13 protein-coding genes are annotated in these 14591 nt (G+C 57.8%); 5 read left to right on the top strand and 8 right to left on the bottom strand.

Features of this window, described 5'->3' with window-relative positions:
* The first annotated feature begins 52 nt into the window (after positions 1 to 52).
* The 3 genes from B9H00_RS03655 (at position 53) to B9H00_RS03665 (ending at position 2851) form a co-directional block, all read left to right on the top strand.
* Complete coding sequence (locus B9H00_RS03655) at positions 53 to 1699, top strand: NAD(P)/FAD-dependent oxidoreductase (protein WP_086899522.1); 1647 nt, start codon at positions 53 to 55, stop codon at positions 1697 to 1699.
* Positions 1699 to 2430, top strand: a complete 732-nt coding sequence (locus B9H00_RS03660) for a TrmH family RNA methyltransferase (protein WP_086899523.1) — start codon at positions 1699 to 1701, stop codon at positions 2428 to 2430. The genes B9H00_RS03655 and B9H00_RS03660 overlap by 1 nt, the downstream gene beginning before the upstream one ends.
* A 64-nt stretch (positions 2431 to 2494) precedes the next feature.
* Positions 2495 to 2851 carry an NUDIX hydrolase gene (locus B9H00_RS03665; RefSeq protein WP_086899524.1) on the top strand — a complete coding sequence of 119 codons (357 nt, stop codon included), beginning with the start codon at positions 2495 to 2497 and terminating at the stop codon, positions 2849 to 2851.
* A gap of 101 nt (positions 2852 to 2952) precedes the next feature.
* Here B9H00_RS03665 and B9H00_RS03670 read toward each other — a convergent pair whose 3' ends face one another.
* A complete protein-coding gene (locus B9H00_RS03670) occupies positions 2953 to 3195 on the bottom strand; it encodes a hypothetical protein (protein WP_086899525.1) in 243 nt (80 codons plus the stop codon).
* A gap of 38 nt (positions 3196 to 3233) precedes the next feature.
* On the bottom strand, positions 3234 to 4403 hold the full coding sequence (locus B9H00_RS03675; RefSeq protein ID WP_086899526.1) for a RelA/SpoT domain-containing protein: 1170 nt from the start codon (positions 4401 to 4403) through the stop codon (positions 3234 to 3236).
* A 119-nt stretch (positions 4404 to 4522) separates the two neighbouring features.
* Between B9H00_RS03675 and B9H00_RS03680 the strand changes: the two genes are divergently transcribed.
* Entirely contained in the window at positions 4523 to 5221 is a 699-nt protein-coding gene (locus B9H00_RS03680; protein ID WP_086899527.1) for a LysE family translocator, read from the top strand.
* Positions 5222 to 5279: 58 nt separating this feature from the next.
* Here B9H00_RS03680 and B9H00_RS16735 read toward each other — a convergent pair whose 3' ends face one another.
* The 3 genes from B9H00_RS16735 to guaB all read right to left on the bottom strand — a co-directional run bounded on the left by B9H00_RS16735 (position 5280) and on the right by guaB (position 9314).
* Complete coding sequence (locus B9H00_RS16735; protein WP_147376537.1) at positions 5280 to 6056, bottom strand: hypothetical protein; 777 nt, start codon at positions 6054 to 6056, stop codon at positions 5280 to 5282.
* A 57-nt stretch (positions 6057 to 6113) separates the two neighbouring features.
* Positions 6114 to 7688: a glutamine-hydrolyzing GMP synthase gene (gene guaA, locus B9H00_RS03685; RefSeq protein ID WP_086899528.1), complete on the bottom strand. Its 1575-nt coding sequence runs from the start codon at positions 7686 to 7688 to the stop codon at positions 6114 to 6116.
* Between the two features lie 159 nt (positions 7689 to 7847).
* The gene (guaB, locus tag B9H00_RS03690; protein WP_086899529.1) at positions 7848 to 9314 is read right to left on the bottom strand and encodes an IMP dehydrogenase; all 1467 of its coding nucleotides are present in this window, start codon (positions 9312 to 9314) and stop codon (positions 7848 to 7850) included.
* A gap of 240 nt (positions 9315 to 9554) precedes the next feature.
* Between guaB and xseA the strand changes: the two genes are divergently transcribed.
* A complete protein-coding gene (gene xseA / locus B9H00_RS03695) occupies positions 9555 to 10886 on the top strand; it encodes an exodeoxyribonuclease VII large subunit (protein ID WP_086899530.1) in 1332 nt (443 codons plus the stop codon).
* Here the strand turns inward: xseA and B9H00_RS03700 are convergent, their stop codons facing one another.
* The 3 genes from B9H00_RS03700 to B9H00_RS03710 form a co-directional block, all read right to left on the bottom strand.
* Positions 10887 to 12185: a sigma 54-interacting transcriptional regulator gene (locus B9H00_RS03700; protein ID WP_086901685.1), complete on the bottom strand. Its 1299-nt coding sequence runs from the start codon at positions 12183 to 12185 to the stop codon at positions 10887 to 10889.
* 96 nt (positions 12186 to 12281) lie between these two features.
* Positions 12282 to 12848, bottom strand: a complete 567-nt coding sequence (locus tag B9H00_RS03705) for a hypothetical protein (protein ID WP_086899531.1) — start codon at positions 12846 to 12848, stop codon at positions 12282 to 12284.
* Between the two features lie 2 nt (positions 12849 to 12850).
* Positions 12851 to 14353 carry a sensor histidine kinase gene (locus tag B9H00_RS03710; protein ID WP_086899532.1) on the bottom strand — a complete coding sequence of 501 codons (1503 nt, stop codon included), beginning with the start codon at positions 14351 to 14353 and terminating at the stop codon, positions 12851 to 12853.
* Positions 14354 to 14591: the final 238 nt, after the last annotated feature.

Below are 14591 nucleotides of genomic sequence, written 5' to 3' on the forward strand. Positions count from 1 at the left end.
CGTTTATCTTCCCTACCCTTTCTCTGCCGGGGCCACCGGCCAGGACGCCTTCATGATTCGCATCAACGAACTTTCTCTGCCACTGGATCATTCTGATGATGCGCTGCGACGTGCTATCGTCAAGCGCCTGAACATTCGCGATGCGGATCTGCTGGACGTCACGGTCTTCAAGCGCAGCTACGATGCCCGCAAGAAAAACAGCGCCATCGTGTTCATCTACATCGTCGATCTGGAAGTCCGTGATGAAGGCAAGGTTCTGGCGCGCTTTGCCAATGACCTGCATGTGCGCCCTGCGCCGGATACCCGCTATTACCCCGTGGCCGAGGCGCCGGCGAATCTCGAAGCGCGTCCGCTGGTGATTGGTTTTGGCCCCTGCGGCCTGTTTGCCGCCCTGTTACTTGCACAGATGGGGTTCAGGCCCATCGTGCTGGAGCGTGGCAAGAACGTGCGCAGCCGCACCAAGGACACCTGGGCACTGTGGCGCAAGAAGGTCCTGAGCCCTGAATCCAACGTGCAGTTTGGTGAGGGCGGTGCCGGTCTCTTTTCGGACGGCAAGCTGTACAGCCAGATCAAGGACCCGAAGTTCTACGCGCGCAAGGTGATGCACGAGTTCGTGCGGGCCGGCGCGCCTGAAGAAATCATGTACGTCAACAAGCCTCACATCGGTACGTTTCGCCTCACGGGGGTTGTGGCGAAGATGCGTGAGGAGATCATTGCGCTTGGCGGTGAGGTGCGCTTTGAGAGCCGGGTGACGGATCTTTTGATCGACAACGGTCAGGTCGAAGGCGTGGTACTGGCCAACGGCGACACGCTGCATAGCCGCCATGTGATCCTCGCGCTGGGCCACAGCTCGCGCGATACCTTTCGCATGCTGCACCGCCAGGGCGTTCACATCGAGGCCAAGCCCTTTGCCATCGGCTTTCGCATCGAGCATCCGCAGGGCATGATCGACAAGGCCCGCCTGGGCAAGTACGCAGGCCACCCGGCACTGGGCGCGGCGGACTACAAACTGGTCCACCACGCCAAAAACGGCCGTGCGGTCTACAGCTTCTGCATGTGTCCCGGCGGCACGGTGGTGGCGGCCACCTCCGAACCGGGCCGCGTCGTGACCAACGGCATGAGCCAGTACTCGCGCAACGAGCGCAACGCCAATTCCGGCATCGTGGTGGGCATCAATCCCGAGCAGGACTTCCCGGGTGATGCGCTGGCCGGAGTCGAGCTGCAGGAGCGCCTGGAAGAACGGGCCTATGAACTGGGGGGCAGCGACTATTGTGCGCCCGCGCAGCTGGTGGGCGACTTTATCCGCGGTGTGCCGTCCAGCGAGTTCGGCGAAGTGGAGCCTTCCTATACGCCGGGCGTGCGCCTGGGCGATCTTTCCCCTTCACTGCCGGCGTTCGCCATTGACGCGATTCGCGAAGCGCTGCCGGCCTTCGGCAGGAAGATTCGCGGCTTTGATCGCGACAATGCGATCCTGACGGGGATCGAAACACGCACTTCCTCCCCTGTGCGGATCACCCGTCATCACGACACGCTCCAGAGCCTCAATACCCGTGGCCTCTACCCGGCCGGCGAAGGTGCAGGCTACGCCGGCGGCATCCTGTCGGCGGGCGTGGATGGCATCAAGGTCGCAGAGGCACTGGCCAAGGCGCTGCTGTCTGACATGGACGCCGCCGCTGCGCTGGCCAGGGCCGCCGGCTGATGAAGTTCGACGACATAAAGAAACTTCACCAGAAGAAGTACCGCGCCGAGTTCGGCCACTTTCTGGTGGAGGGTGAACATCTGGTTCTGGAGCTGCAGAAAGCGGCAGCGCACAACCCGCAGCTTCAGCGCGCAGAGCTGTATGTCACCGAGACGCATGCCCGGTGGGAAAGCCCGTTCAGGACCCACGTCATCAGTGACCGCCAGATGGCGCAGATCGCCGATACCAAAACCCCGCAGGGCATCGTCGCCCTGGTGCCGATCCCCGATGCCTCGATGGGCACCTCCGATACCGGGCGGGCGGTGTATCTGCATGAAATTCAGGACCCCGGTAATCTGGGCACCATCCTGCGTACGCTTGCGTGGTTTGGCGGTTTTCGCTGCCTGCTGAGCCCGGGGAGCGTTGACCCTTACAACCCCAAGGTCGTGCGCGCGAGCATGGGCGCGATCTTCCATGCGCCGCTGGAGCTGAATGTCCCGCTTGCGACGCTTGCCGATCGCTTCACGCGCATCGCCTGCCTCGATATGCAGGGCGAGCCGCTGCACTCACCGTATTTCGGCGCCTGTGACTGTTACCTCTTCGGCAACGAAGCCCGCGGTGTGCCTCGTGATCAACTGGGCGCGCTCGGCGCACAGCCGTTCACGATCCCCGGGAGCGGTGCCATCGAGTCATTGAATCTGGCTGCGACGGTCAACATGTGTGCGTATGAGCTGAACCGTCCGCGGGGTTGAGTGGCACACACATGCGGTCATGGCTGCGGCAGCGCACTCATGACCGCGTGCGAGAACAGCGGCGATGGCCACCCCGGCCGTGGGGGCCAGCGTGATTGGGCTGATGGGGTTGGATGTTTGTATGGCCACATATCGAGAAAAAACCAGCTATCGCATTCAGCACGTCGAGAAGGTATTTGAAGCCTTTATGAGCCCCGGCTTAGTCACGGAAGAGCTTTATTTCTTTATCTCCGATAACGACGACAGCCTGAAAGCCGGCAAGGGCGATGGGATTGAGGATGAAGGCGAGGGTATCGAAGTGCTGGAACTACCGTTAAGTGAGGGGCTGGAGATGATCTGCACTGGCGAGATTGTCGACAGCAAGACCATCATGCTGTTGCAGCATGTGGCTTTAAGTGTGGCGATGGTCAGCGCGGCTTGAGCTTTTTCATTCAATCATTGCTGGCTGACCAGTCCGTACGTTGAGTCAGCAAGCGTTGTGGCTAATAGAGAAATACCTAAAATCTCTATATTAAATAATTTTTAACTTAGCTCCCAAGGCAAATCTCGACGTCCATAAACGGGCTTTAAGCGTCCCGAATTTCTTAGGCTTTGAGCTGCCCAGCGAACATCGTATTGCCAAGTATATAAAAGGCTTCCTGATTCTTTAAGCTCAGTTTCATAGTTATCCCATATGTACTTGGCAACATCTTTCGGCCAGCCTTTGTTGCCCATCGACTCAAGAGCTTCGACTACCCAATTTTTCATACTTTCTCTTGTTACCATACCAAGCTTCCCTACAAGCCATATCTCGGCTATATAATTTAAAAACGTATTTTAGCCGCTCTTTTTTTCATAGTTCTTGGAGACTTCATTTTATCTAGCTTTTTTCTTACCAACTCTATCTGCTTAGAGAAATTTTGTGAATCAAGAAAATAGCTAGGATATGCCTTCTTTAGTGCTGAAATAGAATCTGAAGCTACAAGAACAACCTGCAAATTCCTCCCCATACTAACTTCTTCTTCTTTTTTAGAGTATTCCTGATTTGCCAGTTCAATATTTGCAGCGCTATAGCTTTGTATGTTTGCCATCTTTCTATCAAGATCTAATGTTATCAAATGATACTTACCCTTCCTGTTGTCATCAGTTATATGCTTAGCAACCACTCTAAAACCGGACAATTTATTTAATACGTCGAGTTCTTTCTCTTTTGCCAATAACAACTCAAAAGTTTCCTGATCTGACAAATCTTCAAAGCTTGGTATTCTTGGTGTTGATTCAAGTACTGCAAATGCAGAGCTAGCAAGAGAGAAAAACTCTAACCATTCATCAGGCCCTTCACTCGACTTAAGCGAGTGATCGAGAAAAGTACCCATTGTTTCAACAGCAGTAGCCCAAGCATGCTGTATTTTTGTTCTTATTTGAAGCTCAACAGAAAAACCATTCTTACATTTAAATACTTTATGAACGCTTCTATAACCTGACGACTTAGGATAGTTTATATAATCTTTTCCGCCCTTTTCTATCAAAAAGACTCGCGTTCCTTTCTTATAACTCTGTTCTAGTTTACGAACCTCACTCATGTTACTAACAACAGCTCTAATTCCGCCGACATCCTGCATTCTGCAAAGATTCATTTTTGGGTTTCTTTTTAACTTCGCAATTATAGATGGCGTACGCTTGAGCCGCTGAGAAACCAAAGCATTGTTATCTATCTTCTTTAACTTTTTCCTAAGGGAAGTTTGGAAACTGTTCAGAGGCGAGACGTGGCAAGCCCTCCAGTTATCCAAAATATCTTTTGCTAAATCTTGTTCGGCAACGTTACTTGAAATTAAAGCTGAGCCAGCTCTATTAACTGAGCTTCTAGAAAATTTAAACTCTATTTTAGCCATTATTTTGTTAGCCCCACCGTTGCAATTTTTCAAGTAAAAGCCAAAATTGATTTTTCTACCATACCAAGCGGCCAAGCGGCCAAGCGGCCAAGCTCGAAACATTACATCTTGTTACGCTAATTCACCAACATAAATTTTGTACACGCAAGAAAGAAAAATGTTTTCCCCGTCTCATAGCCATAAATCATCGGCTCGCTTGATAACAACAAGGAAAGCACCGTATGTCCCTGCATCTCTGGTTGGCGTTTTTTCTGACCTATTTGTTGGTCACCCTGTTACCGGGGCCTAATGTGCTGTTGGTGATCCGTAATGGCCTGCGCCATGGCGTGCCGGGCGTGTTGATTGCGCTGACGGGCAATCTGGCAGCGCAGCTCATCACCATTGCATTGGTCGCACTGGGCGTCGGCACGTTGCTCAGCACCCTTCCCGTGGCCTTTACGGTATTAAAGGTAATCGGTGCAGCGTATCTGATGTTTCTGGGCTCAAGGCAGTTGCTGACGTCATTCAAAAAGCAGTGCCCTGATGCCGCGCGAGCGGTCGAGCCGCCACGGCGGCATTCTTCCCTGTGGATGGAGGCTTTCTTGGTCTCAATCAGCAACCCCAAGACGCTGTTGTTTCTATCCGCCTTCCTGCCGCAGTTTATTGACCATGCCCATGGCCTCACAGGTCAGTTCGCAGCCATGTATCTCACCATTGCTGGTATCGTCATTACCGTGCACAGCAGCTATGTGCTGGGCGTTAAACGAATCGGCCATTACTTCAGCAGCCAACGCTGGAAGGCACGGTTCAATCGCATGACCGGGATGCTGTTTCATACGCCTGCTCGGCAGCCGCGCATAAAAAAGCCCGCCAATTGGCAGGCTTTTTCATTCAGTCCAGCGACTACAACCTTGCCCCAGTTCACCGTCAACTGTAAGTAGCAGGCTCAAACTAAACATTGGGCACTGAACTATTAGCAGTTATGAATTGCCGCCTTTTCTACCTTTTTTCAGCAAGCGGGAAAACCTGATTTACAGGTACAAACGGTCCGACTGGCTCAGCCGTACCAACATATGAGAGTGTTAGCATCCCATATTCGTAGCTTCCCTCAACGCCACCAAACTCTACCTGTGTCTTGCCATCGATGAAGCCATCGAACAGGACCTTAGGACTTCCATTCCGTGGGGTAAGAGTTACTTTTGTTTTACCTGAGGGTCGACATGTGGCACGCAATAGAGCATCGGTATAGGTGTCCTCGCCTCTTGGTTCATATAGGTTATATTCGCTGGCACCACCCTGCTTAAGGCAATCACTCCCCTTTAACGAAACACCCATGATCTCGCCAGAATGGCTGGCACCTCGCTTACTGGAAATGAAAAAATGAGCTTGGGCAACAATTTGTTGGTCAGCAGGCATTGGCGAAACGTGGTCTTGGGTCCATTCAATGGTCGATAGCAGAAATGGGCCCACGTAACCGGTTATGAGACTGGTATAAGCCTCCAAAAGAACACCGCCCGTTGCAGATATGAGCGACAAGCAGGCTTTTTTAAGCAGTCCGAAATTTTCTGATTTTTCGGCGGCGTCTAGCTGAAAGTTAGCTTTTTTCCGTCTTGGCACTTTTGAGCTGCTCAATAGAAAGATATCCGGACTTAAAGCGAGCTTTGCTTTGCAAGAGACAGAGCTGGATCGTATTTCGCACCATGCCACATAAACACCGTGCTGGCGATGCAGAACGCTACCCGAACTTGCAGGCCAAAAAAGCCGGAAGCCCATCATTCCATGGGTTCCGGCTTCTTACTTATCAACCGCTGATGGCCTACCCTAGATATGGGATTACTCCCACTCGATCGTCGCGGGCGGCTTGCTGCTGACATCATAGGTCACGCGCGACACGCCGCTGATCTCGTTGATGATGCGACCGGAGACCTTCTCCAGCAGCTCATACGGCAGGTGCGCCCAGCGGGCAGTCATGAAGTCGATGGTTTCCACCGCGCGCAGGGCGATGACCCATTCGTAGCGGCGGCCATCCCCCACTACCCCGACAGACTTGACCGGCAGGAACACGGCGAAGGCCTGGCTGGTCTTGTGGTACCAGTCGGCGTTGTGCAGTTCCTCGATGAAGATGGCGTCCGCTTCGCGCAGAATGTCGGCGTATTCCTTTTTCACTTCACCAAGAATGCGCACGCCCAGGCCCGGCCCGGGGAACGGGTGACGGTAGACCATGTCGTAGGGCAGGCCGAGTTCGAGGCCGAGCTTGCGCACCTCGTCCTTGAACAGTTCTCGCAGCGGTTCGACCAGCTTGAGCTTCATGGTCTCCGGCAGGCCGCCGACATTGTGGTGCGACTTGATGACGTGCGCCTTGCCGGTCTTGGAGGCGGCGGATTCGATCACGTCCGGGTAGATGGTGCCCTGGGCGAGAAAATCGACGCCTTCGATCCTGGCGGCTTCGCGGTCGAACACGTCAATAAAGGTGTTGCCGATCGCCTTGCGCTTGGCTTCAGGATCATCCACGCCCTTGAGCTTGCCAAGAAACTCATCTTCGGCATCCACACGGATGACCCGCACGCCCATGTGCTGGGCGAAGGTATCCATCACCTGAGCGCCTTCATCCTTGCGCAGCAGGCCGTTGTCGACGAACACGCAGGTAAGCTGATCGCCAATCGCCTTGTGCAGCAGCGCGGCGACCACGGAAGAATCGACGCCGCCGGAGAGGCCGAGCAGCACGTGACGGTCACCAACCTGTTCACGAACGCGCTCGGAGAGGTCTTCGATGATCTTCGCCGGGGTCCAGAGCCGTTCACAGCCGCAGATTTCAAGCACGAAGCGCTCGAGAATGCGCTGGCCCTGGGTGGTGTGGGTCACTTCCGGGTGGAACTGCACCGCGTAGAGGCGCTTTTCGGCCCAGCTCATGGCGGCGATCGGGCAGCTTGGCGTAGAGGCGGTGATTTCGAACTGCTCGGGAACGGTGGCGACCTTGTCGCCGTGGCTCATCCAGACATCCAGCAGCGCGTCGCCGTGATCATTGATGTGATCCTTGATGCCGCCGAGCAGGTCATCTTCTGCCGAGACGCTGATCTGGGCGTAGCCGAACTCGCGCTTGTCGGAGCCTTCGGTGGCACCGCCCAGCTGGGCGGCCATGGTCTGCATGCCGTAGCAGATACCAAAGACCGGCAGGCCCATCTCGAACACGCACTGGGGCGCACGCGGAGAATCCAGCTCGGCGACCGATTCCGGCCCGCCGGAGAGGATGATGCCGTTGGGGTTGTACTCGCGAATCTCGTCTTCGGTGATGTCGAAGGCGCGCACTTCCGAGTAAACCCCGATCTCGCGCACGCGGCGAGCGATCAGCTGAGTGTACTGGGAGCCAAAATCAAGAATCAGGATCTTGTGGGCGTGGATGTCGGTCATGGTATCTCTCTGGTGCAGCGAGGATATAAATAAACAAGCGGGAAGCTTTCGCCTCCCGCTCTTCAAACTGGGCAGTCCTGATACCGGACGCATGCCCTGCCCGCCCCGCTGCCCGAGGGCACGTCATGGCCAAAGGTACGGGGTAGACAGGGCACGGCATCAGCTCCGGTAGTTCGGCGCTTCTTTCGTGATCTGCACGTCGTGGACGTGCGACTCGGCAAAGCCTGCGCTGGTGATGCGGACAAACTCCGGCACGGTACGCATGGTGTCGATATCGTGCGAGCCGGTGTAGCCCATCGAAGCCCGCAGGCCGCCCATCATCTGATGAACGATGGCGCTCATCAGCCCCTTGTAGGGCACGCGGCCTTCGATGCCTTCGGGCACGAGCTTCTCGACGCCTTCGTTCTTGTCCTGGAAGTAGCGATCCGAGGAGCCCTGGGTCTGGGACATGGCACCCATCGAGCCCATGCCGCGGTAGGCCTTGTAGGTCCGACCCTGGTAGAGCTCGATCTCACCGGGAGACTCTTCGGTGCCTGCCAAAAGGCTGCCGACCATGACGCAGTGCGCGCCGGCAACGATGGCCTTGGCAATATCCCCGGAGAAGCGAATGCCGCCATCGGCGATCAGCGGAATGTCATAGGGCTTGAGCGCTTCGGCCACATCGGCCACCGCAGTGATCTGCGGCACGCCAACACCGGCGACGATACGCGTGGTGCAGATCGAGCCCGGGCCGATGCCGACCTTGACCGCGTCTGCGCCGGCATCCGCCAGCGCTTTCGCTGCCGCAGCAGTAGCGATGTTGCCGCCGATGACCTGAAGGCCGGGGAAATGCTCCTTCACCCAGCGCACTCGGTCGATCACGCCGGCGCTGTGGCCGTGGGCGGTATCGACCACGATGACGTCAACGCCGGCTTCATACAGCGCCTGAACGCGGTCGCCGGTGTCTTCACCGGTACCGACGGCGGCGCCGACCAGCAGACGGCCGTCGCTGTCCTTGGCAGCGTTCGGGTAGGTGCGGGCCTTTTCGATGTCACGTACGGTGACCAGACCGCGCAGATGGAAGTCGTCGCTGACGATCAGGATCTTCTCGATGCGGTGTTCCTGAAGCTGGCGCTTGATTTCTTCCAGCGGCGTGCCTTCCTTCGCGGTAATCAGCTTCTCGCGCGGCGTCATGATGGCTTCGACGCTATCGCTGTAGTTGGGCTGAAAACGCATGTCGCGGCCGGTCACGATACCGACCAGCTCATCGCCCTTGACGACCGGGAAGCCGGAATAGCCGTACTCCTCGGCCATGGCCAGAAGGTCGGTCAGCTTGGCATCGGGACTGACCGTGACCGGATCCTTCACGATCACGCTTTCGTGCTTTTTGACCTTGCGCACTTCAGCGGCCTGAGCCGCGATCGACATGCTCTTGTGCACGATACCGATGCCCCCTTCCTGCGCCATGGCGATGGCCAGGCGAGCTTCGGTGACGGTATCCATGGCGGAGGAGACAAGCGGAATGTTGAGGACGAGATTGCGGGTCAGGCGGGATTTCAGGGAGACGTTCTTCGGCAGTACATCAGAATAACCGGGAACAAGTAATACGTCGTCAAACGTAAGCGCTTCTTGAGCTATACGCAGCATAACTGGCGTCCACTGAGCGGGTTGTACAGGCGGCGGGAGAAGATTAATCGAGCATTTTAACGCTTGCGGCCCGCCCATACAACGGACATCCCGCCGCAGACACACTATCGCTGCCATATAGGCTGTCTTTTTCAGGGCCGGAGCCTTCTTCCGGCTTCCGGGACGGCGGCACCGGCAGACACCGGGGTGAGCACATGCCAGACTGTTGCCATCGCCTTCCTTACCCAGCATGGAGCTGCCATGACCCCCTCTTCCTCTCATGATGCCCTGAGCGTGTTTGAACTCAACCGGCGTGCGCGCACCTCGCTTGAAAACACCCTGGGTGAGGTGTGGGTCGAAGGAGAGCTATCGCGCGTATCGCGCCCGGCCTCGGGGCATCTCTACTTCACGCTCAAGGATGACCGCGCCCAGGTCAGCTGTGCACTCTTTCGCAATCGAGCCCGCTTTGTCGCCGCACCCATGCGCGAAGGCGACAGCGTGCGCATCCGCGCGAAAGTCTCGATCTTCGAGCCGCGCGGGGATTATCAGCTGATCGTTGAAACCGTGCAGGAGGCCGGCCGCGGCGCCCTGCTGGCCGCGCTGGAACGGCTCAAGACGAAGCTCGAGGCCGAAGGCATTTTCGACAACGCGCGCGAGCTGCCCTGCCCGCCGCAGCATCTGGCCATCATCACCTCGGCCAGCGGCGCGGCCCTTCAGGATGTGCTGGCGGTGTTGCAGGCGCGCTGGCCGCTACTGGAGGTCAGCGTTTTGCCGGTACCGGTTCAGGGCGACCAGGCAGCACCTGCGATGATTCGCGCGCTGGCCGCGGCCGGACGCGACGGCCGCTTTGATGCGCTGTTGATCACCCGTGGTGGCGGCAGTCTGGAAGATCTCTGGTGCTTCAACGATGAGCGTCTGGCGCGCGCGATTCAGGCCAGCCCCATTCCGGTCATGAGCGCCGTGGGCCACGAAATCGACACCACGCTTTCCGATCTGGCGGCCGATGTGCGCGCCCCGACGCCGTCGGCCGCCGCCGAGCGGCTGGTACCGGATCGACGCGACATTCTGGAGCGCCTGACGACGCTGACGCGGCGGCTGGAAAACGCCCAGCAGCGCCAGCTTCAGCAATACCATCAGCAGCTGGATTACACCGCCTCTCGCCTTCGCCACCCCAGCGAACGCCTCAGGGCTCAGCGCCAGCGTCTCGAGGATCTCGAGACGCGCCTGACTCGAGCAATGCACTATCGTCTTGAACAGGCCCACCAGCGCCTTGCCAGCGATCAATCACGATTACAACAGGCTTCTCCCGAGCGAGCGCTGCGTGATCGCCGCGAGCAGCTGGACGCGCTGACACAGCGCCTGGTGGCAGCGCCGGCGCGTCAGATCCACGCGCAGCGTCAGCGGCTGGAAGGGATCATGCGCGAACTCAACGCCGTCAGTCCGCTGGCTGTGTTGGGGCGTGGCTTCGCGATTCTGGAATCCTCCTCGGGCGTAGTGCGTCGCTCGGGCGACACCACGCCCGGGGAGGTCCTCACGGCCCGTTTGGGCGAAGGCCGGCTGAAAGTGGAGGTGAAACGGCGGCTCAAGCGCTGATCACGTCTGTTCCGCGGCATATACCGGTTTGAAGCTGTTGGGATCGAGTTCGTGGCGAGCGAGCAGCTTGTAGAAATCGGTACGATTGCGCCCGGCAATACGCGCCGCCTGGGTGACATTACCTTCGGTAATCTTGAGCACCTTGACCAGATAACCGTGCTCGAAACCGGCTCGCGCGGCATTGAATGATGGCAGCGCGTTATCTTCAGAAGTCAGCGCCTGTGCGACCAGAGCGTGGGCGATGATCGGCGCACTGGAAAGTGCCACGCACTGCTCCACCACGTTGACGAGCTGGCGTACATTGCCAGGCCAGGCGTGCGATGCCAGTAGATTGATGGCCTCCTTCGAGAACCCCTTCACCGATGGCTTGTGGCGATCAGCGGCCAGCTCCAGATGATAGCGTGCCAGAATCGGGATGTCCTCCGGGCGTTCACGCAGAGCCGGCAGACGCAGATTGACCACGTTCAGGCGGTAGAAAAGATCCTCACGGAAGGTGCCCTCGCTCATCGCAGCGTTAAGGTCGCGATGGGTAGCGGAGATCACGCGAACATCCACATCGACGCTCTGTGTACTGCCCAGCGGCCTGACCTGACGCTCCTGAAGCACTCTCAGCAGCTTGACCTGCAGGGAGAGGGGCATATCACCGATTTCGTCAAGAAAGAGCGTCCCCCCGTGCGCGGCCTGAAAGAGCCCCTCATGGGCGTTGACCGCGCCAGTGAAGGCACCACGGGCATGGCCAAACAGCTCGCTTTCCAGCAGCTGCTCGGGCAGTGCACCGCAGTTGATGGCGATGAAGGGAGATTCGGCACGCGCACTGGCACGATGCAGGGCTCGCGCCAGCAGTTCCTTGCCGGAACCGGAGGGGCCGGAAAGCAGCACGCTGACATCGCTGCCGGCCACCCTGCCCGCCTGTTCGAGCACCTGCTCCATAACGGTGCTGCGGGTGATGATATCGCGCCGCCAGGCCGGGTCCGCCTCACCACTGGCCGGGGAGGTCTGCATGAGGGCCTCATCGACCAGCGCAAAGAGCTCGGTGCGATCAATGGGCTTGGTCAGAAAACCGAACACGCCCTGGCGGGTGGCGTTAACGGCTTCGGGAATGGAGCCATGCGCGGTCAGAATAATGACCGGCAGGCCCGGATGACGGGACTGAATTTCGCCAAACAGCGCCATGCCGTCCATGCCATCCATACGCAGATCCGACAGGATCAGATCCGGGCGCTGCTGTTCCACCAGTGACAGTGCCTGGGCACCGCTCTCAACGGTACTGACCCGATAGCCACGGCTTTCAAGACGCATACCCAGAAGCCTTAAAAGGCTTGGATCATCGTCGACCAATAGCAGATGGGCAGTTTTCACGTAGTTCTCCTTGCACACCCGACGCGCGAGGAGTGCTCAGGGGGTCTGCCTGGCGTTCATGCTCTCCTCTATCGCGGTCAGGGCGTCCAGTTTCTCTTTGAGCTCGGCATTTTCCTGCTCCAGTGACTGAATCTGCTGTCGCTGCCGGCTGCTACCCTGATTACTGCGATTATGCTGTGCATCCAGCCTGGTTTGAAGCCTGGATTGAATCTCGATGCGACGTTCCAGATCGCGCTGCCATTGCTGCAGCAATGGCTGAATGCTCTCGGGCGCCTGAGGGGTGTAGCGCTTGAACAGCGCAAGCCCCCTGGGCCAGTGCTCGGCGTCATCCTGAGAGAAGACGACCGCGCGGGCCAGTCCACCGCGAGGCGTCTCGCTGCTCATGTATTGAAGCACTTCATCGCGCCACTGCTGTGTGCCGGTCTGCGCAGAGCGACCAAAGGCGACCCATGTCGGCAACAGGCATTCATCGTCCACCATGGTGGGAATGCCACGAGTAATGCACTCCTCGGCGGCGCCGGAGACGCGATCATCCATCATGGCGCAGCCGCCCAGCAGCATGGTGGCCATCAAAAGGCTGCCTGCGATTAGATTGTGCTTCATTGTCATATCCTTGCCAGTGCCGCCTTTTCCCTTGCGGCCCGGGGTAATGAGGGGTTGTCCTGTGAAGACTCTTCCACGATCCAGGGAAGTACCAGTTCAAAACAGACTTCACAACCGTTGATTGAATCCTCGATCAGACTCAGCGTGCCGTGCTGCGCTCGCGCGCTTTCGGCTGCCACCGACAGCCCGATACCTGATCCCTTGAGCGGCCCCTTGCGCTGCGAACTGCCCTGATAGAACGGCTCGAACAGATGATCGCGGTCACGCTCGTTGATCGGCTGGCCGCTGTTGGCCACATCCAGCGTCAGGTGCTGCTGATCGGCGCTTGCCGAAATATAGAGCCGGCCCTCGTCGTCACCATACGCGATAGCGTTGGAAACAAGGTTGTCCAGAATGCGCGCCGTGCGTGCGCGATCGGCCTGCCAGTACAGCGGCGCGCGACGCTCTTCCACCACCATGCCCTTTTGCTGCAGGGCCAGGCGATGTTTGGACAGCACCTCATGGATAACACTGGCCACATCAAAGCGCGTAACGTTGAGGCGGCGATTTTGCTGCAGCAGGTTGTAATCCAGCAACTGCTCGATCAGCGTCTGCAACTCCTGACCGCTTTCGTCAATCAGCAGTACAATTTCTCGCTGACGCTGTGACATCTCGCCGACCACGCCATCGGCCAAAAGCCCTGACCCTTCACGAATACTGGCCAGCGGCGTCTTGAGTTCATGAGACATGTGACGCAAGAACTGCTGCTTTTGTTCCTCGAGCTCCTTCAGGCGAGCCGACAGCCATTCAAGACGCTCCTCCAGATTGACCAGCTCCAGCGGCCCCTGAATCGGGCGGGTTTCTTCAGTATCACCACTGCCCCCGATACCCAGAATGCGCTGTTCGAGCTGACGAATCGGGCGAATGATACGCCAGGTGAAAAAGAGGATCAGCACCAGGCTGAACGACACCAGCGCCAGCGTGGCCTGCCAGAGACGCGTCGTCACCTGGCTTGCCTGAGCGCGAATCTCGTCGATACGGGCATCGACCTGACGTCGGGTCGCTTCGGCCAGCGCCTCCGTGCTGGCCGTGAAGCGGCTGAATTCGGATAGCTGAGCGCTCAGGCTGTTTTCACCGGGCGTGGGCAGTGTCTCCAGTACGGTGAGCTGCCGGCGAAGTGACTGTATCAAGGGGCTGTCACCCATGAAGGCGGCATGCTCATTGAGCAGGTCACTATAGCGCGCGCGACGTTCACCGTAGATCTCCAGCAGGCTTTGATCATCCAACACGGCATACTGACGGGCGCTGCGCTCCATGTCCGTGGAAAGATTGGTCAGCTGACGGGCGCGGCGCGTCTCGTCCACCGCTTCGCGGGCACTGACATCCGCCAGCTCGGAAAGCTGGGAAAAGCTCTGACCGGCGAGATGGATCAAAACGCCGATCGGTAGCATGACCAGCAAGAAGGCGGTCAATACCTGTTGAAGAAGGGATCGAGGGCGCCACCGACGCTTTATTCGAGAAGCCATGAGTTGACAGTCTCCGACAGGCGAGCCGTTAAGTAGAATAGTCTGGAATGTGGGAGAGAATAACCGATATTCTCACCGTTCGATAACGTCCGTATACATTTTTCACTCATTCAGTTTCATTGACCCTGAAAAAATAAAAAAAGAGCCGGCAAGGCCGGCTCTCAACATACGCAGGGAACTGAAGGGTAATGTGGTAACAAACCTTGCCCGCCTGACCGTGCAAAGCCTGAGACCGTGG

It is taken from the genome of Kushneria marisflavi, from assembly GCF_002157205.1.
Taxonomy (GTDB): Bacteria; Pseudomonadota; Gammaproteobacteria; order Pseudomonadales; family Halomonadaceae; genus Kushneria; species Kushneria marisflavi.

Bases quoted from the DNA above. Each gene is read 5' to 3' on its own strand.
- B9H00_RS03655 (WP_086899522.1), top strand. From the start codon at position 53: ATGATTCGCATCAACGAACTTTCTCTGCCACTGGATCATTCTGATGAT.
- B9H00_RS03660 (WP_086899523.1), top strand. From the start codon at position 1,699: ATGAAGTTCGACGACATAAAGAAACTTCACCAGAAGAAGTACCGCGCC.
- B9H00_RS03665 (WP_086899524.1), top strand. From the start codon at position 2,495: ATGGCCACCCCGGCCGTGGGGGCCAGCGTGATTGGGCTGATGGGGTTG.
- B9H00_RS03670 (WP_086899525.1), bottom strand. From the start codon at position 3,195: ATGGTAACAAGAGAAAGTATGAAAAATTGGGTAGTCGAAGCTCTTGAG.
- B9H00_RS03675 (WP_086899526.1), bottom strand. From the start codon at position 4,403: ATGTTTCGAGCTTGGCCGCTTGGCCGCTTGGCCGCTTGGTATGGTAGA.
- B9H00_RS03680 (WP_086899527.1), top strand. From the start codon at position 4,523: ATGTCCCTGCATCTCTGGTTGGCGTTTTTTCTGACCTATTTGTTGGTC.
- B9H00_RS16735 (WP_147376537.1), bottom strand. From the start codon at position 6,056: ATGATGGGCTTCCGGCTTTTTTGGCCTGCAAGTTCGGGTAGCGTTCTG.
- guaA (WP_086899528.1), bottom strand. From the start codon at position 7,688: ATGACCGACATCCACGCCCACAAGATCCTGATTCTTGATTTTGGCTCC.
- guaB (WP_086899529.1), bottom strand. From the start codon at position 9,314: ATGCTGCGTATAGCTCAAGAAGCGCTTACGTTTGACGACGTATTACTT.
- xseA (WP_086899530.1), top strand. From the start codon at position 9,555: ATGACCCCCTCTTCCTCTCATGATGCCCTGAGCGTGTTTGAACTCAAC.
- B9H00_RS03700 (WP_086901685.1), bottom strand. From the start codon at position 12,185: ATGCGTCTTGAAAGCCGTGGCTATCGGGTCAGTACCGTTGAGAGCGGT.
- B9H00_RS03705 (WP_086899531.1), bottom strand. From the start codon at position 12,848: ATGAAGCACAATCTAATCGCAGGCAGCCTTTTGATGGCCACCATGCTG.
- B9H00_RS03710 (WP_086899532.1), bottom strand. From the start codon at position 14,353: ATGGCTTCTCGAATAAAGCGTCGGTGGCGCCCTCGATCCCTTCTTCAA.